Genomic DNA, 23,031 nt, shown 5'->3' with positions numbered 1-23,031 from the left:
GGCCACTAACACGGCGGTCAGCCAGCAAACCCCGCGACACGCCGGGGCGGGTCAGGCAACTCGACGTGACCTGGGCCTACGCTGCAAACGTGCTGGATCTGGAACCGCGTGGCCCGCTACCTACCGAGATCTATTGGCGGCGCCGTGGCCTGGCCGTGGGCGTCGCGGTCGTCGTCGTCGGGATCGTGGTCGCCGCGGTCATCGCCTTCATGGGACACAACTCGGGCGCCAAGCCCGCCAATGTGAACAAGCCCAATTCCGCTCAGAGCAAGCCCGGTTCGCCCGCGCCGCAGGCGCCTCCGCCGGTGGCGCCCGGGGAGCAGCCCAACCCCGCGGTGCCGCAGCAGGGGCAGAACCCGGAGATGCCCACCCCGACCGCCGCGGTGCTGCCGCCGCCCGTGCTGAAAGAGGGCGACGACTGCCCCGATTCGACGCTGGCCGTCAAGGGCCTGACCAACGCGCCCCAATACTTCATCGGTGATCAGCCGAAGTTCACCATGATCGTCACCAACATCGGCCTGGTGTCCTGCAAGCGTGACGTGGGGGCCGCGGTGCTGGCGGCCTACGTGTACTCGCTGGACAACAAGCGGCTGTGGTCGAACCTGGACTGCGCGCCGTCCAACGAGACGCTGATCAAGACCTTCACCCCGGGCGAGCAGGTGACGACCGCGGTGACGTGGACGGGGATGGGGTCGGCGCCGCACTGCCCGCTGCCGCGTCCGGCGATCGGGCCGGGCACCTACAACCTCGTCGTGCAGCTGGGCAACCTGCGTTCGCAGCCGGTCCCGTTCATCATGAACCAGCCGCCACCGCCGCCGGGCCCGGTGCCCGGGCCGGGTCAGCCGGCCGCCGCGCCGCCGCCCGAGGCGCCGCCGAACGCGCCGATCCCCGCCGGCTAGCTGAGCGGGTCGGCGATAGTCGACTCCGCGAGCTGCGACAACCCCTCCCGCACGTGGCGGGCCCACATCGCACCGATGCCCTCGACCGACTGCAGGTCGCCGGCGCTGGCCGCCAGCAAACCCTGCAACGTGCCGAACGACCGAACCAATAGGTCGGAGTGCGCGAACTGCAGCCGCGGGATGCTGGCCAGCGCCCGGTAGCCGCGCGGGCTGACCGCCGAGTCCTGCGCCTCGGCCGTTGTGGGATAGCCGAATACCTTTGCCAGCGCAGTCAATTCGAGCAGGTCGGTATCCGAGAGGGCGTCCAGCTCGTCGAGGGTGGCGGTCATCTGCGCTTTGGACAGCGGCTCGGGACTGGCGTGATAGTCGCGCACGGTCAGTTCCCGCGCGATGTCGTTGCCGCCCAGCAACTCGTCGAGCTGCAGCCGCAGCTGGCGCCCGTCGGTGCCCAGCTCGACGACGTCGTAGTCGATCACCAGGCCGATCCGCCGGACGAGCTCCAGCCGCTGCACCACCGTCATCACGTCGCGCAGCGTGACGAAGTCCTCGATCTCGGCCAGCGACAGTTGCCTGCTGACCTCGTCGAGCCTGGTCTTGTAGCGTTCCAGGGTCGCGATGGCCTGATTGGCCCGCGACAGGATGGTCGCGGAATCCGCCACCACGTGGCGTTCCCCGCCCACGTAGACCGTCACGATGTTCATCGAGTGGCTCACCGAGATCACCGGGTAACCGGTCTGGATCGCCGCGCGTTCGGCGGAGCGGTGCCGCGTCCCCGACTCGTCGGTGGGTATCGACGGATCCGGCACCAGCTGCACGTTGGCCCGCACGATGCGGCTGCCGTCGGTGGACAGGATGACGGCGCCGTCCATCTTCGCCAGCTCGCGCAGCCGGGTCGGCGCGTACCGGACGTCCAGGGCGAAGCCGCCGTCACAGATGGCCTCGACGTTTTCGTCGTTGCCGAGGACGATCAGCGCCCCGGTGCGGCCGCGCAGGATGCGCTCCAGGCCGTCTCGCAGCCCGGTGCCCGGGGCCAGGCGGGCGACGGTCTCACGCAGTGTCGGACGGGTCACAGCGTGTCATTGTGCGGCCCCGGCACGTTATGCGTCCAGCCGCTGTGCGGCTCGGCGATGGCTTTCATGTGTTGCAGCGCCGCCACGATGGTCGGCGCGCGCAGGGCCCGCATCCCGCTCGGCACTATCTCGCGGCGCGGGTCGTCGCCGTCCGGGATGAGCGCGATGCTGAATCCCTGGCGCGCGGCCTCACCCAGCCGCCGCTCCATCCCGCTGACCCGCCGCAGGTCGCCCGCCAGCCCCACCTCGCCGATCATCACCGCCGTCGTCGGCAGCGGCAGGCCGGAGTATGCCGAGGCCAGCGCCATCGCGACGGCCAGGTCCGAGGAGGGATCGGTCAACCGCATGCCGCCCACGGTGGACAGGTAGATGTCGCTGGCGCCGACCGCCAGCCTGCCGTGCTTCTCCAATACGGCGCCGATCATCGCGGCGCGGGAGTGGTCGATGCCGCTGACGGCGCGGCGCGGCGAGCCACCCCCCGGTGTCGCCAGGAGCGCCTGGACTTCGCCGATGAGTGGGCGCTTGCCGTCCAGCGTCACGGTTATCGCGGTCCCGGCTACCGGGGCCGGCCGCTGATCCAGGAAAAGGCTCGACGGGTCGGACACGTCCTCGATCCCGTTGTCGTGCAGCATGAAACAGCCGACTTCGTCGGCGGCGCCGAACCGGTTCTTGATCCCGCGGACCATCCGCAGGGACCCGTTGCGGTCGCCCTCGAAGTGCAGCACCACGTCGACGAGGTGCTCGAGCGAGCGGGGTCCGGCGATGGCGCCGTCCTTGGTGACGTGGCCGACCAGGATCAGCGCGATGCCGTTGGCCTTCGCGGCGGCGGTGAGCGCCGCGGTGACCGCCCGCACCTGGGTGACCCCGCCCGCCACACCGTCGGCCTCCGTGGTGGACATGGTTTGCACCGAGTCGACGATCACCAGGGCCGGTCGCACCGCCGCGATGTGGTCCAGCACGGTGCGCACATCGGATTCGGCGGCCAGGTAGACCTCGTCGGCGCCGCAGCCGATCCGGTCCGCGCGCAGCCGGATCTGGCCGGCGGACTCCTCACCGGAGATGTACAGCGCTCGCCGGCCCGACAGCGCCCAGCGATGGGCCACCTTGAGCAGCAGCGTCGACTTTCCCACGCCGGGATCGCCCGCCAGCAGCGTGACCGAACCGGGGACGACCCCGCCCCCGAGCACCCGGTCGAGCTCTCCGACGCCGGTCGAGCGGTGCTGGCTGGCGTTGGGTTCGACGGAAGTGATGGGGACCGCTCGTGACGAGGACGCCGAAGCGAGCCCCGCGCGTCGGCCGCCGACCGCGCTGAGCACCGGTACCTCGTCGACGGTGCCCCACGTGCCGCACTCCATGCAGCGGCCCACCCACTTGGCGGTGAGGTGCTGGCATTCGGAGCAGCGGTATTGCGAGCGCGGATTTGCCACGCCATGACGGTATCGAGGCGGTACGACAAATCTCCGCTATGACAGGCGGTTACGCCCGTCTAGCTGTGCGGTGGCGGGGCCAACCCGGCCGAAACCGGCACCAGCACGCTCGCCTGCCCGGCCTTCTCGAACGTGAAGGTGAAGTTGTAGAGCAGGCCATTGCTGATCGGCTTGGCGAGCATGACCGTCGCCTTGGCCGAATTGTTCGAGCCCATGGGCCCCGGCGGCACCTTCTGGCCCTCCGGCGTACCGATCAACAGCATGCCGCCGGCGGGCAGTCGACCGTCTCCGCTCAGGGTCACCGATCCGACGTCGCTGGCGATGTTCACCAGTCTGTCCGGCGTGTCAGGCGATTGGTTGATGGCCACCAGCAACAGGTCCACCGCGCGCCCCGGCTGAAGGAAGTCACCGGTCTGCACCGCCTGCATGCGGATGTCGCGCAGGGCCACGTTGTTGAACGTGACCTTGTTGCCGTTGATGGCGGGCTCCTGGACGGCCATCTGGGACACCTGACCGGCCCCGCAACCGCTGAGCAAGACGGAGACCACCGCGATGAGCCCGACGAGCGCGGCCCGGACGGTCGGGGCGGCCAGGCGGACGGGGAGGCTCATCTCGAAGCGGTTCACTCAATGCCTCCTGCTGGGCCGGTTCGACTGATGCAACTATGCACAGTAGTAGGAAGGTTTCGCGCGCGGTAGCGCGGGGCGTACGACCAGCCCGGGAGCCCCCGCCGGGGGGGTGCTCCGGGGCCGCAAGGGGGCGCTCTCGGGGCCGGGTGAGCGCATTGGTAATGTGCGTCACTGCACGTTCTGCTCCCCCTGTCAACCCCTAATCTGCGCGTGTTGTGCCCCTGACCTGCATCGTTGCTCCGCGCGCGATTGGGCGGCCGTGTTAGGATGAAGTAACGAAAGGGGCTCGAATCAGATGATCTTCAAGGTCGGCGACACCGTTGTATACCCACATCACGGTGCTGCGTTAGTCGAGGCGATTGAAACCCGCACCATCAAAGGGGAACAAAAGGAATATCTCGTCTTGAAGGTTGCGCAGGGAGACCTGACCGTTCGAGTCCCGGCTGACAACGCCGAGTACGTCGGCGTCCGCGACGTCGTCGGGCAGGAAGGCCTCGACAAGGTGTTCCAGGTGTTGCGGGCTCCGCACACCGAAGAGCCGACCAACTGGTCGCGCCGCTACAAGGCCAATCTGGAAAAGCTGGCCTCCGGCGATGTCAACAAGGTGGCCGAGGTAGTGCGCGACCTGTGGCGTCGCGACCAGGAGCGCGGCCTGTCCGCCGGCGAGAAGCGCATGCTGGCCAAGGCGCGCCAGATTCTGGTCGGCGAATTGGCGCTCGCCGAGAGCACCGACGACGCCAAGGCCGAAACCATCCTCGACGAGGTGCTGGCCGCCGCTTCCTGAAGGCCCTGAGGCTTCGGTGGTCACGGGGACGGTCTCCTCGGGCACGGTCGTCGCAGTAGTCCCGGCCGCGGGGTCGGGGGAGCGACTGGGTGCCGGCATCCCGAAGGCATTTTGCGAGGTCGACGGCCGCACCCTGCTGGACCGCGCCGTCGGCGGTTTGCTGGAATCCGGAGTGGTCGACCACGTCGTGGTCGCGGTCCCCGCGGCTCGCGTCGATGAGGCCAAGCGGGCCCTGGGCGAGCGGGCGACCGTGGTCGTCGGAGGAGCCGACCGCACGACATCGGTGAGTCTGGCGCTGGCGGCCGTGCCCGGTGAGCCCGACTTCGTGCTGGTGCACGATGCCGCCCGCGCCCTGACACCCCCCGCGCTGATCGCGCGCGTGGTGGACGCGCTGAGGGCCGGGAACAACGCCGTGGTGCCCGCGCTGCCGCTGCATGACACCATCAAGGCCGTGGACGCCAACGGCGTGGTCCTGGGCACGCCCGAGCGAGCGGGCCTGCGCGCCGTGCAGACGCCGCAGGGCTTCGCCCATGACCTGCTGCTGCGGGCGTACCAGCGCGCCGGCACCGCCGATTTCACCGACGACGCGTCGCTCGTCGAGCACGTCGGCGGGCAGGTGCAGGTGGTCGACGGCGACCCGCTGGCGTTCAAGATCACCACCCAGCTCGATCTGGTCTTGGCCGAAGCGATCGTGCGCCGGTGAGCGAGCCGCCTCCGCTGCCACGGGTCGGCCTGGGCGTCGACGTCCATCCGATCGAACCTGGGCGGCCCTGCTGGCTGCTGGGTCTGCTGTTTTCCGGCGCCGACGGCTGCGCCGGACACTCCGACGGCGACGTGGGGGCGCACGCGCTGTGCGACGCGCTGTTGTCCGCCGCGGGCCTCGGCGACATCGGCGCCGTCTTCGGGGTCGATGATCCGCGCTGGCAGGGCGTCAGCGGCGCCGACATGCTGCGCCACGTCATCGACCTGGTGGCCCGGGCCGGTTTTCGCGTGGGGAACGCCGCGGTGCAGCTGATCGGCAACCAGCCGAGGGTCGGCCCGCGCCGTGCCGAGGCGCAGGGCGTGCTCTCGGATCTGGTCGGGGCGCCGGTCGCGGTGTCGGCCACGACCACCGACGGGCTGGGCCTGACCGGTCGCGGCGAGGGCCGCGCCGCCATCGCCACCGCGTTGGTCGTCCCCGCCGGCTGAGGCGCGCGCAGCGCCGGGCATCTCCGAACCACCCGGTAAGCTGGCACGTCGTGACCGATCGCGCCCGCTTGCGGCTACACGACACGGCGGCCGGTGCCGTGCGTGATTTCGTTCCGCTGCGCGAGGGGCACGTGTCGATCTATCTGTGTGGCGCCACCGTTCAGGGCCTGCCGCATATCGGCCACGTCCGCAGCGGTGTCGCCTTCGACATCCTGCGCCGCTGGTTGATGGCGCGCGGCTGCGACGTCGCGTTCATCCGCAACGTCACCGACATCGACGACAAGATCCTGAACAAGGCCGCCGCGGCCGGCCGGCCGTGGTGGGAGTGGGCGGCCACCTACGAGCGCGCGTTCAGCGCGGCCTACGACGCCCTGGACGTCCTGCCGCCGTCGGCCGAGCCGCGTGCCACCGGGCACATCACCCAGATGGTGGAGTTGATGGAACGCCTGATCGAAACCGGCCACGCCTACCCTTCGGGCGGCGACGTGTACTTCGACGTGCTCAGCTACCCGCAGTACGGCCAGCTGTCCGGTCACAAGATCGACGACGTCCACCAGGGCGAGGGCGTGGCCACCTGCAAGCGCGACCAGCGTGACTTCACGCTGTGGAAGGCCGCCAAGCCGGGCGAGCCGTCGTGGCCGACCCCGTGGGGCCGCGGACGGCCGGGCTGGCACCTGGAGTGCTCGGCGATGGCGCGCACCTATCTGGGGCCGGAGTTCGACATCCATTGCGGCGGGATGGACTTGGTGTTCCCGCACCACGAGAACGAGATTGCGCAGAGCCGCGCCGCCGGCGACGGATTCGCCCGGTACTGGCTGCACAACGGCTGGGTCACCATGGGCGGCGAGAAGATGAGCAAGTCGCTGGGCAACGTGCTGGCCATCCCGGCGATGTTGCAGCGGGTGCGGCCGGCGGAGCTGCGCTACTACCTGGGCAGCGCCCACTACCGTTCGATGCTGGAGTTCTCCGACGCCGCCCTGCAGGACGCGGTGAAAGCCTATGTGGGCGTTGAGGATTTCCTGCACCGCGTCCGCGTCCGCGTCGGTGGCGTCGAGCCCGGCGAATGGACTCCGCGGTTCGCCGCGGCGCTCGACGACGACTTGGCGGTCCCGGCCGCGCTGGCCGAAGTGCACCACGCCCGTGCGGAGGGCAACCGTGCCCTCGATACCGGCGATCACGACGGCGCGCTGCGGCACGCGCGCGCGATCCGCGCCATGATGGGCATCCTCGGCTGTGACCCGCTCGATGAGCGCTGGGAGACCCGCGATGAGACGTCGGCGGCGCTGGCGGCGGTCGAGGTGCTGGTGCGGACCGAATTGGGGAACCGGGAAAAGGCACGCGAGCAACGCAATTGGGCGCTCGCCGACGAGATCCGGGACCGGCTGAAGATCGCCGGCATCGAGGTCACCGACACCGCCGACGGCCCGCAGTGGTCACTGCAGGCCGGTGACGACAAGTAGATGGCCGGCAATTCGAAGCGCCGCGGGGCGGTGCGCAAAGCGGGCTCCAAGAAGGGCGCCACCGTGGGTTCGGGCGGCCAGCGCCGCCGCGGGCTGGAGGGGCGCGGTCCGACGCCGCCCGCTCACCTGCGCCCCAAGCATCCCGCCGCCAAGCGCGCCCAGTCCCAGCCGCGGCGGCCCACCAAGCGGAGCGCCGACGAGACCGAAACGGTGCTCGGCCGCAACCCGGTGCTGGAGTGCCTGCGCGCCGGGGTTCCGGCGACCGCGCTCTACGTGGCCCTGGGCACCGAGGCCGACGAACGGGTCACCGAATGCGTTGCCCGCGCGGCGGATTCGGGCATCTCGATCCTCGAGGTGCCACGCGCCGACCTGGACCGGATGACCGCCAACCACCTGCACCAGGGCATCGCGTTGCAGGTGCCGCCGTATAACTACGCCCACCCCGATGACCTGCTCGCGGCGGCGCTCGGCTCGCCGCCCGCGCTGTTGGTCGCGTTGGACAACATCTCCGATCCCCGCAACCTGGGAGCGATCGTGCGCTCGGTCGCGGCCTTCGGCGGCCACGGTGTGCTGATTCCGCAGCGGCGTTCGGCGTCGGTGACGGCAGTGGCCTGGCGCACCAGCGCCGGGGCCGCGGCCCGCCTCCCGGTGGCCAGGGCCACCAATCTCACCAGGACGCTGAAGGATTGGGCCGACCGGGGGATCAGGGTGATCGGCCTGGATGCCGACGGTGACACCGTGGTCGACGACATCGACGGCGCCGACCCGGTGGTGGTGGTCGTGGGGTCGGAAGGCAAGGGGTTGTCGCGCCTGGTGCGGCAGAACTGTGACGAGGTGGTTTCCATCCCGATGGCCGGGCACGCCGAATCGCTGAACGCCTCGGTGGCCGCCGGCGTGGTGCTCGCCGAAATCGCCCGCCAGCGCAGGGGTTAACTGCGGTGCGCCGCCGCCTCGCGTGTTTCGCGGCCGCGCTGACCGTCCTTGTTGCGCTTGCGCCCGCGGCCGGCGCCCAGGCGCCCGACTTCGACCTGCAGGCTCATCGCGGGGGGCGCGGCGAAGCCACCGAGGAGTCGTTGCGGGCCTTCTCCAAATCCATCGAATTGGGTGTCAGCACCCTCGAACTCGACATCAATGTCACCAGGGACGGGCAACCGCTGGTGTGGCACGACCCGACGATCGACGCGGACAAATGCGCCGACACCGCGCCCGCGTTCGCCGGCGATCCGCAGTATCCCTACGTCGGCAAGTTGGTGCACGAGCTCACCCTGTCCCAAATCCGCACCCTCGATTGCGGGCGGCGCCTGGCCGAATTTCCCGACGCCGAAGTGGTGCGGGGCAACAAGATAGCCATCCTGCCGGAGGTGTTCGCCCTGGCAGATTCCTACCGTGCCGCCGTGCGCTACAACATCGAGATGAAGGTGGCCGCCGATAAGCCGGGCACGTCGGCCGACCCGCAGCAGTTCGTCGACGTGATCCTGGCGGCGGTCAGGTCGGCCGGCGAGGTCGACCGGGTGGAGATCCAGAGTTTCGACTGGCGGACCCTGCAGATGGTGCACTCCGACGAGCCCTCGATCCCGTTGGTGGCGTTGTACAACGAGGACACCTGGGTACCCGGGTCGCCGTGGCTGGCCGGTGAGAACGCCGCCGCCATCGGCGACCCGATGATCGGGGCGAGGCTGGTGGGCGCGGACATCGTCTCGCCCAGGTATCAGCTGGTGACCGGCGCACCGTTTGTCGATCACGCGCATTCGTTGGGGCTCAAGGTAATCCCGTGGACGGTCGACGACGCGGCCACCATGCGCGAACAGATCGCCGACGGCGTCGACGGCATCATCACCGACTACCCGACCCGGTTGCGCCGCGTGATGGCCGAACTCGGGATGGCGCTGCCGCCGCCCTACCACCGCGGTTAGGTGCCGAGTAGGCGCGCCGACGCCCACAGCGCGACCACCGCGACCACCAGTGACACGGGCACCGTGCACAGCCCGAGGCGGGTGTATTCCCCCACCCCGGCATCGACGTCGTGCTGGCGAAGCACGCGCCGCCACAACAGGTTCGACAGCGAACCGACGTAGGTCAGGTTCGGTCCGATGTTCACGCCGAGCAGGACGGCCAGGATGGCGACCGGCCCGCTCGGCGCGACCAGTGGCAGCAGCACCAGGGTGGCCGGCAGGTTGTTCACGATGTTGGCCAGGACCGCGGCCACCGCGGCGATGGCGAGCAGCGCCGGCAGTGCCGAGCCGGATGGCAGCACCGCCGACATGGCCCTGTCCATGCCGTTGAGCATGACGGCCCGTACGACGACGCCCAGCGCGAGCACGAACACCAGGAACGACACGTGCACCGAGCGCGCGATGTCGGCCACCGAGGTGTTCCCCCGGTTCAGGCTGCGAACCGCCAGCGCGGCGGCGCCGGCGAGCGCCACCCAGGCCGGGGCCACCCCGATGGACTGGGCCACCGCGAAGCCGGCCAGCGTCAGCCCCACGACCACCAGCACGAAGACCGGGGGCCGCGGCGCCGGCCCGGGTTCCTCCGGGTGCGGCTGCACGCGCAGGTCGCCGGCGAAAAACCAGCGGAACACCGCATACAGCGTGACCACCGCGCCCGCCCACGGCAAGGCCATCATCAGGGTGAACCGCGTGAACGAGAGGCCGGCGGTGTGAAACGCCAGCAGGTTGGTCAGGTTGGACACCGGCAGCAGCAGGGATGCGCCGTTGGCCAGGTGCGCGGTCGCATAGGCGTACGGCCGCACCGGGGTTCGCAGCCGGCGAACGGCGGCCAGCACCACCGGGGTCAGCAACACCACCGCGGTGTCCAGGCTCAGCACGGCGGTGATCAGGGAGGCGATGGCGAACACCCGCAGCAGCAGGCCACCCGACCCGACGCGACCGCGCGCGATCGCCGCGCCGGCGGCCTCGAACAGGCCCTCGTCGTCGCACAGCTTCGCCAACACCAGCACCGCGCCCAGGAACCCGACCACGCCCGATAGCCCGGCCACCTCGTCGGCCGCCTGGCGCACCGATATCGCGCCGACCGCGATCAGGATGAGCGCCGCGGGAATCGCCGCCACCGCCTCCGGCAGGCCCTTCGGACGCACAACCGCGAAGGCCAGGACGGCAGCGAGCAGCGCCAGCGCAAGGGTGAGGGTCAATGTCTTAAGGCCGCTTCACGCCCAGGGGTCCTCGCGCCGCCACACCGTCGGCAGGTGCAGCGCGACACCGTCGTGCGTCGCCAGCTCGTCGAGGACGCGGATCGACACGTCCAGGTCGTCACCCGCATAGGGCAGGGCGCGCAGCGGTTTTGACAGCGGGCGGAAGAAGTCGTCCCAGTGAATGAGGAGCACCCGGCGCGCCCCGACGGCGCGCACGGTCTCGGTCCAGTAATCGGTCACGTAGGACCTCGGCTGTAGCCCCAGCTGCCCGACGGACAGGTAGACCGCGTCGGCGCGCCGGCCGGCGAGCGCGCCCTCGACGAAACCGGCGCTGCCCTGGATCAGCAGGCGCCGGCCCGTGGGCCGATGGTGCACCAGCGTCGACCAGGCCTCGCCGCAGCGGTAGGCGGACGCCCTGACCGGCGGGGTCAGCGGCGCGTCGATCGTGCCGGGAAACCGGTCCGGCGGGCAGTGGTGCGACTCGACCAGCGTCACGTCGTAGGGGCCCAACGTGATTGGCTCACCGCCGACGGCGACGACGAGGCGGTCGTCGGGCATCCCGTGCCCGCGCCCGACGTTGGCCGCCGAGCGGCCGCCGACCAGCCGGGCGCCGGTGCGGTCGGCGACCAGCGCGGAATCCAGCGCGTGGTCGATGTGGGTGTGCACCGGAATCACGGCCTCCAGCCGGGACACCTTGGCCCGGGCCAGGCAGCCGTCCACGCGGGCGGGCGACGGCGCCACCTTGCCGGACGCCACCCGCGCCAGGCTGGGCCGGGAGAAGTAGCCGTCGGTCAGCAGGGCCGAGGACCCGTCGTCGACGAGCAGCGTCGCCACACCCAGCCAGGTCACCGACGGGGACCCAGGCGCGGCGGCGGGCGCGTCGAATCGATCCGCGTACCGTCCGATGTCGGGCCGGCCGAGTTTCAGCCGCATCAGCCGAACGCCCCGATCTCGACGCCGGCGGCCTCGAGCCGGTCGCGGACGGCGCCGGCGATCTGCACCGCACCGGGCGAATCACCGTGCACGCAAACCGATTCCACGTGCACCGCGATCGACGTGCCGTCGACGGCACCGACCCGCCCGGAGGTCACCATGGCCACCACGCGCTCGGCGATCGCCGCCGGGTCGTGCAGCACCGCCCCGGGTTCGCGGCGAGACACCAACTGGCCGTCCGGCCGGTAGGCGCGGTCGGCGAACGCCTCGGGCACCGTGCGCAGGCCCCGGCGCGCGGCCTCGTCGAAAAACACCGAGCCCGCCATGCCCAGCACCGGCAGCGCCGGTTCCACCATCCGGACCGCTTCGGCCACCGCGGCCGCCTGATCACGATGGGTCACGATCGTGTTGTACAGCGCGCCATGGGGTTTGACGTAGGACACCGCCGAACCCGACGCGCGCGCGATCGCCTGCAGCGCGCCGATCTGATACGCCACGTCGGCGGCGAGGTCCTCGGCGGCGACGTCGATGAAGCGCCTGCCGAACCCGGCCAGGTCGCGATAGCTCACCTGCGCCCCGATCCGCACGCCGCGCTCGGCGGCCGACCGGCAGACCCGCAACAACCCCGCGGGATCGCCGGCGTGGAATCCGCACGCCACGTTGGCGCTGGTGACGATCCCCAGCATGGCGTCGTCATCCCCGAGGCGCCAGACGCCGAAGCCCTCGCCCAGGTCGGCGTTGAGGTCGATGCGGGCCACCCGCCCAGCTTATGGGGCGACGCCGCGCCATCCTTAGAGGCGGTCGTCTTCGCCCGTCGCTACCGGGTGACGACCGCGGCCGCGATCTGTTGGGCGACGTCGACGGCGGCCCCACCGGACAGGAAGGAGCCGCAGGCGGCCACATCGACGACGATGTTGTTGCGGACGGTCAGCGCGCGCTGGCACCGCCAGTCGTCCGCGCTGCCTTCCTGCTCTTCAGACGTGCTGAGCGTGCCGCCGACCTTGTGGGCATCGGCCACCGCCCACGCGATCTCGGGCCGGCCGGGGGCATGGTCGACGAAGCGGCGGTTGGCACAGGCGGACCATCTCCGGACCGAGGCGTCGTAGAACGTGTTGGCCTGGCGGGCCGCGGGGTAGGCGATCACGGCCTGGGTGACCGAGTCGTTGCGCACCTCGGGGTCGTCGAAGCTGTCGTCCAGTCGCTCGCCGCGCACCGCGGTCCAGCCGGTGTCGGCATACACGATCCGCTGGGCGGGTCCGGCCATCGCCAAGCAGGTCGAGTCGCTGAACGTCGGGCTCGAGTCCCACATGTCCTGCGTGCGATACCGGATCCGCATTCCCGCACCCAGGATGTCGTTGATCTTCCTGGCGTCGAGCAGCAGCGCGTCCAGGGCGGTGACCGCCACCGGGGCCTGCGGCAACGGACCGCGGGTGTCCGCGGGCGCGGCGCTGCCGCCGACGACGGTGGTGCAGCCGGCCGCCAGGGCGCACAGCGCTGCCTGCAGGAGGATCGGGAATTGCCTACGCACCACAGCCTTTCGGACGCGGGGCCCGTCTGTGCCGACCAGCTTAGGCGGCGACTTCCTGCCGGCGCCCCAGCACCCAGCAGACCAGATAGATCAGGAACGAGATGCCTGCGACGAAGACCGACACCGGGACACCGGGCGCCAGCGACAGCACGATGCCGCCGACGGCGGAAACCTCGGCGAAGAGGACCGAGGCCACCATCGCCGCCGCGGGCGAGGCCACCACTCGGGCGGCCGCGGCGGCCGGGGTGATCAGCAACGACATCACCAGCAGCGCCCCGACGATCTGCACGGCCTGGGCGGCCACCACCCCGACGAGCGCGGCGAACACGATGCCCAGCGCGCGGACGGGGACGCCGCGGGCCGCGGCGACATCCGGATCGACCGTGGCGAACAGCAGCGGTCGGTAACAGGTGGCCAGCACGGCGATGACGACCAGGCACACCAGCGCCAGCATGGTCAGCCCGGTGTAGCCGACGCCGACAATCTGGCCGGTGAGCAGGGCGAAGCTGGTCGCGGTCCGCCCCGGGTACAGGTAGATGAACAGCACCGCCAGGCCCAGCCCGAAGGCCAGCACCACGCCGATCACCGAATCACGTTCGCGGGCCCGCCGCCCCAGGACGCCGAACAGCGCGGCGGCCAGGGCGCTGCCGATCAGCGCCCCCACTCCCACCTCGACGCCGACCAACAGCGCGAAAGCCGCTCCGGTCAAGGACAATTCGCTGGAGCCGTGCACGGCGAACGACATCTGACGCATCACGATGAACGGCCCGATCAACCCGGCCACCAGTCCAAGCAGCACGGCGGCGAGCAGCGCTTGCCGAACGAAGTCGTGCCCGAGCAGGTGCGCGGTGATGTCGAAGTCGAGCAGGTGGGCCAGGACGTCGGTGAGCCGGTGGTTCACGGGTGGGCACCGTCGTTGGTGTCGCCCACCACCACGTAGCGGTCATTGACCTTCACCACCTGGATGTCGGCCCGGTACAGCAGGGAGAGTGTCTCCGTCGTCATCACCTCTTCGACGGTGCCGATCCGGAACCGTCCGTCGACCAGATACACCAGCCGGTCCACGTACGGCAGGATCGCGTTGACGTCGTGGGTGACGACGATGACGGTGGTCGCGGCGTCCCGGCGGCGGCGGTCGATGAGCGCCGACACCAGCTTCGCGTTCGCCGGGTCCAGTGCCAGCAGCGGCTCGTCGCACAGCAGCAGCATCGGATCACTGACCAGAGCCTGCGCGATGCGCATCCGCTGCAGCTCGCCGCCCGACATCACACCCACGCGCACGTCCGCCAGGTGTTCGGCGTTGACCTGGCGCAGCGCGCCGGCCACGGCCGCACGGCGGCGGGCCCGGCCGGCGGACTTCAGTGGCATGGCGCCCCAGCGGTGTCCGTCGACGCCCAGCCGGACCAGGTCGCGTCCCCGAAGCATCACGTCGCGGTCCATCGGCCGGTGTTGCGGCACGTAGCCGACGCGGCCGCTGCCCGAGTTCATCGGCTTGCCGTCTATCAGGGCGACACCGCCGGACAGCGACAGCTGCCCGAGCAGCACCTTGAGCAGCGACGTCTTGCCGCTGCCGTTGGGGCCCAGGACCGCGATGAACTCGCCGCGGGACACCGACAGGTCGAGGTGGTCCCACAGCACGCGGTCACCGAACGCCAGCCGGGCACCGCGCAGCGAGACGGTGTCCGGGTAGGGGTCGACGGCCGGGGCCGCATCCAGGCTCACGGCTGTACGGCCCGGCCCGACTGCAGCGCGGCCAGCAGTCGGTTGACCGTGTTGCGTTGCCAGGTCAGGTAATCGGTTCCGTCGGGCAGGGCTTCGCTCACCTCGGTCACCGGCACGCCCGAGCGCCGCGCGGCGTTTCGCAACCCGTTGATCGCGACGGTGGACGTCTGCGGATTGACCAGCAGCGCCGACACCTGACGGTGGTCGATCAGGTCGAGGACGAACGCCATGTCGGCCGGTGCGGGATCCGTCTCGTTCTCGTTGGCCGCGGTGAAGGCGGGCGGCGTGCGGTTGACCAGACCGGACGCCGCCAGCAGGTAGTAGCCGACCGGTTCGGTCGCGATGACCGCGGTGCCGGGGTAGGCGGTGGCGATGGCGTGCTCGGTGATGGCGACCTCGTCGGCGCCGCGGCAGAACCCGGCGGCGTTGGCCCGGTAGTCGGCGGCGTGGGCCGGGTCGAGGGCGGCCACCCGGTCGGCGATGGCGAGGGCGACCGCTTTGGCGACGTCGAGGTCGTAGAAGACGTGCTCGTTGGCGGGCTGCCCGCCCGCGGTGGTCCTTGGCAGGAACGAGTAGGCGCCGACCGCTTGGACTCCGGGATGCCCGGCCAGCACCTGTTCGACCCACGGGTCGTAGCCGCCGCCGTTGTACACGACCAGGGTGGCGTCGGTGATGGCGGCGGCGTCCGAGGGGCTGGCTTGGTAGGAGTGCGGGTCGATGTCGCTCCCGGTCAGGATCGACGTCACCCCGATGTGACCGCCGGTGACGGCGCGCGCCACGCTGCCCCACACGCCGGTGGAGGCCACGACGGCGGCCGCGTGCGGATGCGCCGGGCCGGCGCAACCGCTGACCGCGCCGCCGGCGAGCACCACCAGCCCGGCGGGCAGCCAGCGCAGCGCCGCGCGCACCGCGTTTCGTCCCCGCTTGAGCGCCATGCGCACGTCCGAATTCCTCTCGCCGGCCGACCGGCCGACCGGCCGACCATGATACTAATGAAAATCGTTTCCATTACAAAGTGACGAGTGGCGGCGGCCGGGTGCATCCGGAGTCGCTGTAGCGTCAGCGAATGTGAGTCCCGCATCGCGCCGGCGTGCGACTCTGGCATCGCTGGCCGACGAACTGAAGGTTTCGCGCACCACGATCTCCAACGCCTTCAACCGGCCGGACCAGCTCTCCGCCGACCTGCGCGAGCGCGTGCTTGCGACGGCCAAGCGGCTGGGCTACCCGGGCCCCGACCCGGTGGCGCGGTCCCTGCGCACCCGCAAGGCGGGTGCGGTCGGGCTGGTGATGGCCGAACCGCTGACCTACTTCTTCAGCGACCCCGCGGCCCGCGACTTCGTCGCGGGCGTCGCCCAGTCGTGCGAGGAGCTGGGGCAGGGACTGCTCCTGGTGGCGGTCGGGCCCGGCCGAAGCGTCGAGGACGGAATGGGCGCCGTGCTCGGTGCCGGCGTGGACGGCTTCGTGGTGTATTCGGTCTGCGAGGAGGACCCCTACCTGCAGGTCGTCCTGCAGCGCCGATTGCCGGTCGTGGTCGTCGACCAGCCGAAGGGGCTCTCCGGCGTGTCCCGGGTCGGCATCGACGACCGGGCCGCGATGCGTGAGCTGGCGGACTACGTACTGGGGCTCGGGCATCGCGACATCGGGCTCCTGACCATGCGGCTGGGCCGGGACCGCAGGCAAGGGCTGGTGGACGCCGCCCGGTTGCGGTCGCCGGCCTTCGACGTCCAGCGCGAACGCATCATCGGGGTGTGGGAGGCGATGACCGCCGCCGGCGTCGACCGCGACGCGCTGACCGTGGTGGAGAGCTACGAGCACCTGCCGGAGTCCGGGGGGACCGCCGCCAAGGCGGCGCTGGAGGCCAATCCGCGGATCACCGCGCTGATGTGCACGGCGGACATATTGGCCCTATCCGCCATGGATTACCTTCGCGCGCATGGCATTTACGTTCCCGGGCAGATGACCGTCACCGGTTTCGACGGCGTGCCCGACGCGCTCGGCCGGGGGTTGACCACGGTGTCGCAGCCGAGCCTGCAGAAGGGCCGCCGGGCGGGTGAGCTGTTGTTGAGTCCGCCGCGGTCGGGCCTGCCGGTGGTCGAGGTGTTGGGCACCGAGCTGATCCGGGGCCGCACCGCCGGCCCGCCCGCCTAGCGGGCTACTTGCCTTCGGTGTCGCCGATCAGCAGCCGCACGGCCAGGTCCAGTCGCTTGCTGACGTCGGTCGCCGAGGCGCGCCGGGTGAGCCAGGCGAGCAGGTTGGACAACCAGACGTCGGAGATCACCCGGGCGATGTGGTACTGATCCTCGGTCGGTTCGCCGTCGGCCATGGCCCGGGCGAACATCGAATCGATGAGCTTCTCCACCTGGTCGACCTCGCTGGCCGCCGACGCGTCGGCGAAGACGTAGGCACGCGTCATCGCCTCGGTGAGCAGGGGATTGCGCTGCATCGCCCGGTTGAGCTTGCCGACCATGAAGTTCAGCCGCTGAAACGGCGTGCCCCCGGCGACCGACGAGCGGTCGGTCTTGGCGTCGATGCGGCTGAATTCGCGGCCCAGCGCCGAGACCAGCAGGTGCACCTTCGACGGGAAATACCGGTACAGCGTGCCCACCGCCACGTCGGCGCGGTCCGCGACGGCGCGCATCTGGACCGCCTCATAGCCGCCCTTGGAGGCGATGGCCATGGTGGCGTCCAGGATGCGCTTGCGTCGTTCCCGCTGTGCCTCAGAGCCGAGTTCGGACTCGGCCAATACGGCCACGTTCATGACCTCGCGCGGCTGCGAGTCCGAAGCGTGGCTCGAGGTGGCCTTCGAGTTGGCGCTGGCGGGCATCTGCTGGGTGGCTCCTGTTCCTGGCGGCTCGCTTGCAAACGATACGCATGCTGAGTGTGAATTTCCCACCTCCGTACCGCCGGGACAGCCGCGTGTGCTGCTGTGATGGCGTTCGACTTGACGGTCGATCGCTGGCACTATTAGAACACGTTCTAGTCTGCGAGGAGGCGGGTTGCGCAGCGACCCGAGGCAGGCAGGACAATCGAGAGCTAGGGGCCATAGGCCCCACATCACGCCGAATCGAAGGACGCGGAGGTCCCCAGGGTGGTAGCGACCGTCACAGACGAACAGTTCGCCGCGCGCGCCCTGGTGCGCGACTGGGCGCGCAACGCGACATCGGGGCCCGGCGGGACGACGGCGATCCGCGAGGTCGAGCGGGGCGACGCGGACGCGTGGCGCCCGGTGTTCGGCCGCCTGGCCGAGCTGGGCATCTTCGGCGTCGCAATCCCGGAGGACCACGGCGGGGCCGGCGGCAGCGTCGAGGACCTGTGCGCGATGGTCGAGGAAGCCGCCAAGGCGCTGGTTCCCGGGCCGGTCGCGACCACGGCGCTGGCGACGCTCGTCGTCACCGATCCCGACCTGCTGGCGCAACTGGCCGCCGGCGAACGGTTCGCGGGGCTGGCGCTGGAGGGTGCCGCCCAATACGACGGCGAAACCTCGCGCGCGTCGGGTGTCCTGCCCGTGGTGCTGGGCGCCGCCGAGGGCGGCGTCCTGCTGCTGCCCGCCGACGGGAAGTGGCTGCTCGTCGACACCGCCTCGCGGGAAGTGCACATCGAGCCGCTGGAGGCCACCGACTTCTCCCGGCCACTGGCCAGGGTGGTCCTCGCATCCGCTCCAGCCACCGTCGTGGCGGAATCCGGTCAACGCGTCGAGGAACTGGCGGCGACCGTGCTGGCGGCCGAGGCGGCCGGCGTGACCCGGTGGTCACTGGACACCGCCGTCGACTACGCCAAGGTCCGCGAGCAGTTCGGCAAGCCGATCGGCAGCTTTCAGGCCGTCAAGCACCTGTGCGCGGAGATGCTGTGTCGCGCCGAGCAGGCCGAGGTGGCCGCCGCCGACGCCGCACGCGCCGCGGCCGAGTCCGACCCGGACCAGTTCGCCATCGCGGCCGCCCTCGCTGCGAGCATCGGCATCGCGGCCGCCAAGGCCAGCGTCAAGGACTGCATCCAGGTCCTCGGCGGGATCGGGTGCACCTGGGAGCACGACGCGCACCTGTACCTGCGCCGGGCGCACGCCATCGGCCGCTTCCTCGGCGGCGCCGAGCGCTGGTTGCGCCGCGTCACCGAACTGACCCAGGCCGGTGTGCGACGACGCCTCGGTATCGACCTCACCGACGTCGAGGGCCAGCGCGCGGAAATCGCCGCGGCCGTCGCCGAGATCGCCGCGCTGCCCGAAGCGAAGCGCCAGGCGGCGCTCGCCGAGGCCGGGCTGCAGGCGCCGCACTGGCCCGCGCCATACGGGCGTGCCGCGTCACCGGCCGAACAGCTGCTCATCGATCAGGAGATGGCGGCGGCCGGCGTGGTCCGCCCGGACCTGGTGATCGGCTGGTGGGCGGCGCCGACCATCCTCGAGCACGGCACGCCGGAGCAGATCGAGCGCTTCGTGCCGGGCACCCTGCGTGGCGAATTCCTCTGGTGTCAGCTGTTTTCCGAACCGGGAGCCGGCTCCGACCTGGCGTCGCTGCGCACCAAGGCCGTGCGCGGCGAGGGCGGCTGGCTGCTCACCGGCCAGAAGGTGTGGACGTCGGCGGCGCACAAGGCGCGGTGGGGTGTCTGCCTGGCGCGTACCGATCCCGACGCACCCAAGCACAAGGGCATCACCTACTTCCTGGTGGACATGAAGGCGCCGGGCACCGAGATCCGCCCGCTTCGCGAGATCACCGGCGACTCGCTGTTCAACGAGGTCTTCCTGGACAACGTGTTCGTCCCCGACGAGCTGGTGGTCGGCGCGGTGAACGACGGCTGGCGGCTGGCCCGGACCACGCTGGCCAACGAGCGCATCGCGATGGCCACCGGCACCGCGCTGGGCAACCCGATGGAGGAGTTGCTCAAGGTGCTGGCGGAGCTCGACCTCGATGCCGCGCAGCAGGATCGGCTCGGCCGGTTGATCGTCATCGCCCAGACCGGCGCCCTGCTGGACCAGCGCATCGCCCAACTCGCCGTGGGCGGGCAGGACCCCGGTGCGCAGTCCAGCGTGCGCAAGCTCATCGGGGTGCGGTACCGGCAGGCGCTGGCCGAATACATGATGGACGTCTCCGAGGGCGGCGGCCTGGTCCGCAACCACGCGGTCTATGACTTCCTGAACACCCGCTGCCTCACCATCGCCGGCGGCACCGAGCAGATCCTGCTCACCGTGGCCGCCGAGCGGCTCCTCGGCCTGCCGCGCTAGCGGCGGAACCGCCTCGCCGCCAACGGCTCTAGGAGAACGTGGTCTGGGCGCAGGTGCTGGGCGAGGTGATGTTGACCCCGGGGTAGACCACCTGGATGTGGGTGCAGACGATGACGTTGTTGTCGGTCTTGGGCTGGCCCGTCTGCCAATCCGTGGAGTCGATGCGGCCGGTCGTCTGGTATTTGTCCGGCGGGCCCTCCCCGAAGTAGACCGTGGTGATCTCGTCGGACCCCATCGATTTCATCACCCGCTCGTACTGACTGGTGGCGTGCGCGTCGAGGTAGGCCAGCCGGTTCGACGACCGGATCTCGGTGGTCTGGCGGGCCCACAGGCCGGGCGGGAAACCGGTCGGTCCGTCGGGCGTCAGCATGTCCGCCCCGGCGGTGAAGTCGCAGTGGCCGTCGGACTTGAAGCAGTTGAGGACGGTGCGCGTCTCCAGCTGGTTGGGGCCGTCCAGCGGGAACAACGTGGTGGCGGTGTTGCTGGCCGCGCCGGCGGTCGGGCCGGGCAGCAACGTCAACGCCGATCCGACGACCGCGAACCCGGCAATCAGCCGCTTCATGTTGCTCCCCTCTCGGTTCGCCAACCCTAAGGGTGAACCTAGCCCCGCGACTATTCGTCGTAGGTGACTTCTACCGAATCAGATTCGGGGTGAGATTGACAGGCCAGGATGAGGCCGTCGTCGAGGTCCTGCTGTTCGAGCACGTCGTTGACCTCCATGCTCACCTTCCCGCTGCGCAAGGTGCACGCGCACGCGCCGCAGTGGCCCTCGCGGCAGGAGAACGGCGCGTCGAGGCCCTTCGCCAGCAGCACGTCGAGCAGCTTGGCGTTGCGCGGCCACGACACCGTGTGGGTCTCGCCGTCCAGCTGCACCACGGCGGTGGCCGGAGGCTGGTCGCCCGGAGCGGTGTCGTCGATCTTCACCGCCGCGAACGGGTCGGAGTCCAGCGACTTGAACACCTCGATATGCACTTGCGCCGCGGGCACTTTCAGCAATTCCAGCGCGTCGCGGGCGGCGTCCATGAAGGGGCCGGGTCCGCAGATGTACACCGGCCGATCGGTATAGGGGGCGGCGAGCTTCGCCAGCGCGGCGACGCTCGGCATCCCCTGCAGCGATTCCAGCCAGTGCACCACCGTGAGCCGGTCGGGATACTTGGCGCACAGTTCACGAAGCGCACCGGAGAAGATCACCGACTTCTCGTCGCGATTCGCATACAGCAGCGTCACCTGGCCCCCGCCCTCGGCGAGGGCCGACTTGGCGATCGACATGACCGGGGTGATCCCGCTGCCCGCGGCCAGCAGCAGGAAGTCGTCGTCGAGCGTCTTGGGCACGAAGTTGCCCGACGGGGCCAGGACGTGGATCCGCATGCCCGCCCGCGCGTGCTCGCACAGCCAGTTCGACGCGTACCCGTCCGTGGTCCGCTTGACCGTGACGATCAGCGCGTCGTCGGTGAACGGCGAGCTGCACAGCGAGTAGCAGCGGGCCACCGAGCCGGTGCGCTCGCTGGGGACGCGCAGCGTCAAGAACTGCCCCGGCGCGTAGCGCAGCCGTTCGGGCGGGATCTCGGGGTCACCCGGATCGTCGGGCACCGCGAACACCAGCGACCGCGCGTCGTCGGTTTCTGCGACGACCTCGGCGATCTGCAGTTCCAGGACGTGGTCGCCGAGCGGCTCGTCGAGATTGGCCTCGGCCAAGGCCCATCCTCCCTCTCGTTGCAACTAGAACATGTTACAGAAAAGTGGATTCGTATCGCTACCAGCCGCAGGAATACCCTGCTCGACACAAATCGGAACGTGTTCTAGTCTCTGGTGTAAGTCCGCACTCTCAGGAGGCAAACTTAAGTGACGTCCATTCAACAGCGTGACGCGCAGTCGGTTCTGGCTGACATCGATGATCTGCTGCCGCGGATTCGGGAGCGCGCTCAGGCGACGGAGGATTTGCGGCGGCTGCCCGACGAGACCGTTCAGGATCTCCAGGACATCGGTTTCTTCACCCTGCTGCAGCCCGAACAATGGGGTGGACTGCAATGCGACCCGACGCTGTTCTACGAGGCGGTGCGGCGGCTGGCGAGCGCGTGCGGTTCCACCGGCTGGGTGAGTTCGATCATCGGCGTGCACAACTGGCATCTGGCGTTGTTCGACCAGCAGGCCCAGGAGGAGGTCTGGGGCGACGACCCGAACGTGCGGGTCTCCTCGTCGTACGCGCCGATGGGCGCCGGCGTGGTCACCGACGGGGGATATCTGGTCAACGGTTCGTGGAACTGGTCGTCGGGATGTGACCACGCCACCTGGGCCTTCCTCGGCGGCCCGGTGATCAAGGACGGCCGTCCGGTCGACTTCGGCAGCTTCCTGATCCCGCGCACCGAGTACCGCATCGACGACGTGTGGCACGTCGTCGGGCTGCGCGGCACCGGCAGCAACACCGTGGTGGTCAAGGACGTCTTCGTGCCGCGGCACCGGTTCCTGTCGTACAAGGCGATGAACGACGGCACCGCGGGCGGGTACCAGACGAACACGGCCCCGGTCTACAAGATGCCTTGGGGCACAATGCACCCCACCACCATCTCGGCGCCGATCGTCGGCATGGCCTACGGGGCGTACGACGCGCACGTCGAGCACCAGGGCAAGCGGGTGCGCGCGGCGTTCGCCGGGGAGAAGGCCAAGGACGACCCGTTCGCCAAGGTGCGCATCGCCGAAGCGGCCAGCGACATCGACGCGGCGTGGCGCCAGTTGAGCGGCAACGTCGCCGACGAGTACGCGTTGTTGTCCGCCGGCAAGGAGATCCCGTTCGAGCTGCGCGCCCGCGCCCGCCGCGACCAGGTGCGGGCCACCGGGCGCGCGATCGCGTCCATCGATCGGCTGTTCGAGGCGTCCGGCGCCACCGCACTGGGCAATGACCAACCGGTGCAACGGTTCTGGCGCGACGCGCACGCGGGCCGGGTGCACGCGGCCAACGATCCCGAGCGCGCATACCAGATCTTCGGGAACAACGAATTCGGGTTGCCGCCCGGCGACACCATGGTCTAGC

General features: G+C 70.4%; 23 protein-coding genes. 10 read left to right on the top strand and 13 right to left on the bottom strand.

Features of this window, described 5'->3' with window-relative positions; all coding sequences use genetic code 11:
• Positions 1 to 89: 89 nt before the first annotated feature.
• Positions 90 to 899, top strand: a complete 810-nt coding sequence (locus tag G6N51_RS16625) for a hypothetical protein (RefSeq protein WP_142275177.1) — start codon at positions 90 to 92, stop codon at positions 897 to 899.
• Here G6N51_RS16625 and disA read toward each other — a convergent pair.
• From disA to G6N51_RS16610, 3 genes are read right to left on the bottom strand one after another with little or no spacing between them, the layout of a single operon-like run.
• Positions 896 to 1,969 carry a DNA integrity scanning diadenylate cyclase DisA gene (gene disA / locus G6N51_RS16620; protein WP_083174465.1) on the bottom strand — a complete coding sequence of 358 codons (1,074 nt, stop codon included), beginning with the start codon at positions 1,967 to 1,969 and terminating at the stop codon, positions 896 to 898. The genes G6N51_RS16625 and disA overlap by 4 nt on opposite strands.
• Positions 1,966 to 3,396: a DNA repair protein RadA gene (gene radA / locus G6N51_RS16615; protein ID WP_083174467.1), complete on the bottom strand. Its 1,431-nt coding sequence runs from the start codon at positions 3,394 to 3,396 to the stop codon at positions 1,966 to 1,968. The genes disA and radA overlap by 4 nt, the downstream gene beginning before the upstream one ends.
• Positions 3,397 to 3,455: 59 nt before the next feature.
• Entirely contained in the window at positions 3,456 to 4,022 is a 567-nt protein-coding gene (locus tag G6N51_RS16610; protein ID WP_083174469.1) for a hypothetical protein, read from the bottom strand.
• Between the two features lie 298 nt (positions 4,023 to 4,320).
• Between G6N51_RS16610 and carD the strand changes: the two genes are divergently transcribed.
• Genes carD through G6N51_RS16580 form a run of 6 tightly spaced genes read left to right on the top strand, consistent with a single transcriptional unit; the run spans position 4,321 to position 9,370 of the window.
• A complete protein-coding gene (gene carD, locus G6N51_RS16605) occupies positions 4,321 to 4,809 on the top strand; it encodes an RNA polymerase-binding transcription factor CarD (RefSeq protein ID WP_007166539.1) in 489 nt (162 codons plus the stop codon).
• Between the two features lie 16 nt (positions 4,810 to 4,825).
• Positions 4,826 to 5,512: a 2-C-methyl-D-erythritol 4-phosphate cytidylyltransferase gene (gene ispD / locus G6N51_RS16600; RefSeq protein WP_083174471.1), complete on the top strand. Its 687-nt coding sequence runs from the start codon at positions 4,826 to 4,828 to the stop codon at positions 5,510 to 5,512.
• Positions 5,509 to 5,997: a 2-C-methyl-D-erythritol 2,4-cyclodiphosphate synthase gene (ispF, locus tag G6N51_RS16595; RefSeq protein WP_083174473.1), complete on the top strand. Its 489-nt coding sequence runs from the start codon at positions 5,509 to 5,511 to the stop codon at positions 5,995 to 5,997. The genes ispD and ispF overlap by 4 nt, the downstream gene beginning before the upstream one ends.
• A gap of 50 nt (positions 5,998 to 6,047) precedes the next feature.
• On the top strand, positions 6,048 to 7,457 hold the full coding sequence (gene cysS, locus G6N51_RS16590) for a cysteine--tRNA ligase (RefSeq protein WP_083174475.1): 1,410 nt from the start codon (positions 6,048 to 6,050) through the stop codon (positions 7,455 to 7,457).
• Positions 7,458 to 8,390 (top strand): 23S rRNA (guanosine(2251)-2'-O)-methyltransferase RlmB, encoded by a 933-nt coding sequence (gene rlmB, locus G6N51_RS16585; RefSeq protein ID WP_083174477.1) that lies wholly within the window; start codon positions 7,458 to 7,460, stop codon positions 8,388 to 8,390. It begins immediately after the preceding gene.
• A 5-nt stretch (positions 8,391 to 8,395) separates the two neighbouring features.
• The gene (locus G6N51_RS16580; RefSeq protein WP_372510147.1) at positions 8,396 to 9,370 is read left to right on the top strand and encodes a glycerophosphodiester phosphodiesterase; all 975 of its coding nucleotides are present in this window, start codon (positions 8,396 to 8,398) and stop codon (positions 9,368 to 9,370) included.
• On the opposite strand, the gene G6N51_RS16575 is transcribed toward G6N51_RS16580, so the two are convergent.
• Genes G6N51_RS16575 through G6N51_RS16545 form a run of 7 tightly spaced genes read right to left on the bottom strand, consistent with a single transcriptional unit; the run spans position 9,367 to position 15,726 of the window.
• Positions 9,367 to 10,608 carry an SLC13 family permease gene (locus G6N51_RS16575; RefSeq protein WP_083174479.1) on the bottom strand — a complete coding sequence of 414 codons (1,242 nt, stop codon included), beginning with the start codon at positions 10,606 to 10,608 and terminating at the stop codon, positions 9,367 to 9,369. The genes G6N51_RS16580 and G6N51_RS16575 overlap by 4 nt on opposite strands.
• Positions 10,609 to 10,623: 15 nt before the next feature.
• On the bottom strand, positions 10,624 to 11,541 hold the full coding sequence (locus G6N51_RS16570) for an MBL fold metallo-hydrolase (RefSeq protein WP_083174481.1): 918 nt from the start codon (positions 11,539 to 11,541) through the stop codon (positions 10,624 to 10,626).
• Positions 11,541 to 12,299 carry a LamB/YcsF family protein gene (locus G6N51_RS16565; protein WP_083174483.1) on the bottom strand — a complete coding sequence of 253 codons (759 nt, stop codon included), beginning with the start codon at positions 12,297 to 12,299 and terminating at the stop codon, positions 11,541 to 11,543. The genes G6N51_RS16570 and G6N51_RS16565 overlap by 1 nt, the downstream gene beginning before the upstream one ends.
• Before the next feature lie 59 nt (positions 12,300 to 12,358).
• Positions 12,359 to 13,072, bottom strand: a complete 714-nt coding sequence (locus G6N51_RS16560) for a sensor domain-containing protein (protein ID WP_083174485.1) — start codon at positions 13,070 to 13,072, stop codon at positions 12,359 to 12,361.
• Between the two features lie 37 nt (positions 13,073 to 13,109).
• Positions 13,110 to 13,970, bottom strand: coding sequence for a metal ABC transporter permease (locus tag G6N51_RS16555; protein ID WP_083174487.1), 861 nt, complete (start codon positions 13,968 to 13,970; stop codon positions 13,110 to 13,112).
• The gene (locus G6N51_RS16550) at positions 13,967 to 14,791 is read right to left on the bottom strand and encodes a metal ABC transporter ATP-binding protein (protein ID WP_083174489.1); all 825 of its coding nucleotides are present in this window, start codon (positions 14,789 to 14,791) and stop codon (positions 13,967 to 13,969) included. The genes G6N51_RS16555 and G6N51_RS16550 overlap by 4 nt, the downstream gene beginning before the upstream one ends.
• Positions 14,788 to 15,726 carry a metal ABC transporter solute-binding protein, Zn/Mn family gene (locus tag G6N51_RS16545; RefSeq protein ID WP_083174491.1) on the bottom strand — a complete coding sequence of 313 codons (939 nt, stop codon included), beginning with the start codon at positions 15,724 to 15,726 and terminating at the stop codon, positions 14,788 to 14,790. Before G6N51_RS16545 ends, G6N51_RS16550 begins: the two co-directional genes overlap by 4 nt.
• Positions 15,727 to 15,859: 133 nt before the next feature.
• Here G6N51_RS16545 and G6N51_RS16540 point away from each other — a divergent pair, with 133 nt between their 5' ends.
• Positions 15,860 to 16,939 (top strand): LacI family DNA-binding transcriptional regulator, encoded by a 1,080-nt coding sequence (locus G6N51_RS16540; RefSeq protein WP_083174493.1) that lies wholly within the window; start codon positions 15,860 to 15,862, stop codon positions 16,937 to 16,939.
• Positions 16,940 to 16,943: 4 nt separating this feature from the next.
• Here G6N51_RS16540 and kstR read toward each other — a convergent pair whose 3' ends face one another.
• The gene (kstR, locus tag G6N51_RS16535; RefSeq protein WP_163685138.1) at positions 16,944 to 17,543 is read right to left on the bottom strand and encodes a cholesterol catabolism transcriptional regulator KstR; all 600 of its coding nucleotides are present in this window, start codon (positions 17,541 to 17,543) and stop codon (positions 16,944 to 16,946) included.
• Between the two features lie 336 nt (positions 17,544 to 17,879).
• Here kstR and G6N51_RS16530 point away from each other — a divergent pair, with 336 nt between their 5' ends.
• Positions 17,880 to 20,003, top strand: coding sequence for an acyl-CoA dehydrogenase (locus G6N51_RS16530; RefSeq protein ID WP_083174497.1), 2,124 nt, complete (start codon positions 17,880 to 17,882; stop codon positions 20,001 to 20,003).
• Positions 20,004 to 20,031: 28 nt separating this feature from the next.
• On the opposite strand, the gene G6N51_RS16525 is transcribed toward G6N51_RS16530, so the two are convergent.
• Positions 20,032 to 20,565, bottom strand: coding sequence for a hypothetical protein (locus tag G6N51_RS16525; RefSeq protein ID WP_083174499.1), 534 nt, complete (start codon positions 20,563 to 20,565; stop codon positions 20,032 to 20,034).
• 50 nt (positions 20,566 to 20,615) lie between these two features.
• Positions 20,616 to 21,698: a ferredoxin--NADP reductase gene (locus G6N51_RS16520; protein ID WP_083174512.1), complete on the bottom strand. Its 1,083-nt coding sequence runs from the start codon at positions 21,696 to 21,698 to the stop codon at positions 20,616 to 20,618.
• A gap of 147 nt (positions 21,699 to 21,845) precedes the next feature.
• On the opposite strand from G6N51_RS16520, the gene hsaA reads away from it, so the two are divergent.
• On the top strand, positions 21,846 to 23,030 hold the full coding sequence (gene hsaA / locus G6N51_RS16515) for a 3-hydroxy-9,10-secoandrosta-1,3,5(10)-triene-9,17-dione monooxygenase oxygenase subunit (protein ID WP_083174514.1): 1,185 nt from the start codon (positions 21,846 to 21,848) through the stop codon (positions 23,028 to 23,030).
• Position 23,031: the final 1 nt, after the last annotated feature.

This window comes from Mycobacterium paraseoulense, assembly GCF_010731655.1.
Taxonomy (GTDB): Bacteria; Actinomycetota; Actinomycetes; order Mycobacteriales; family Mycobacteriaceae; genus Mycobacterium; species Mycobacterium paraseoulense.
This window is presented reverse-complemented; position numbering and strand designations above follow the sequence as displayed.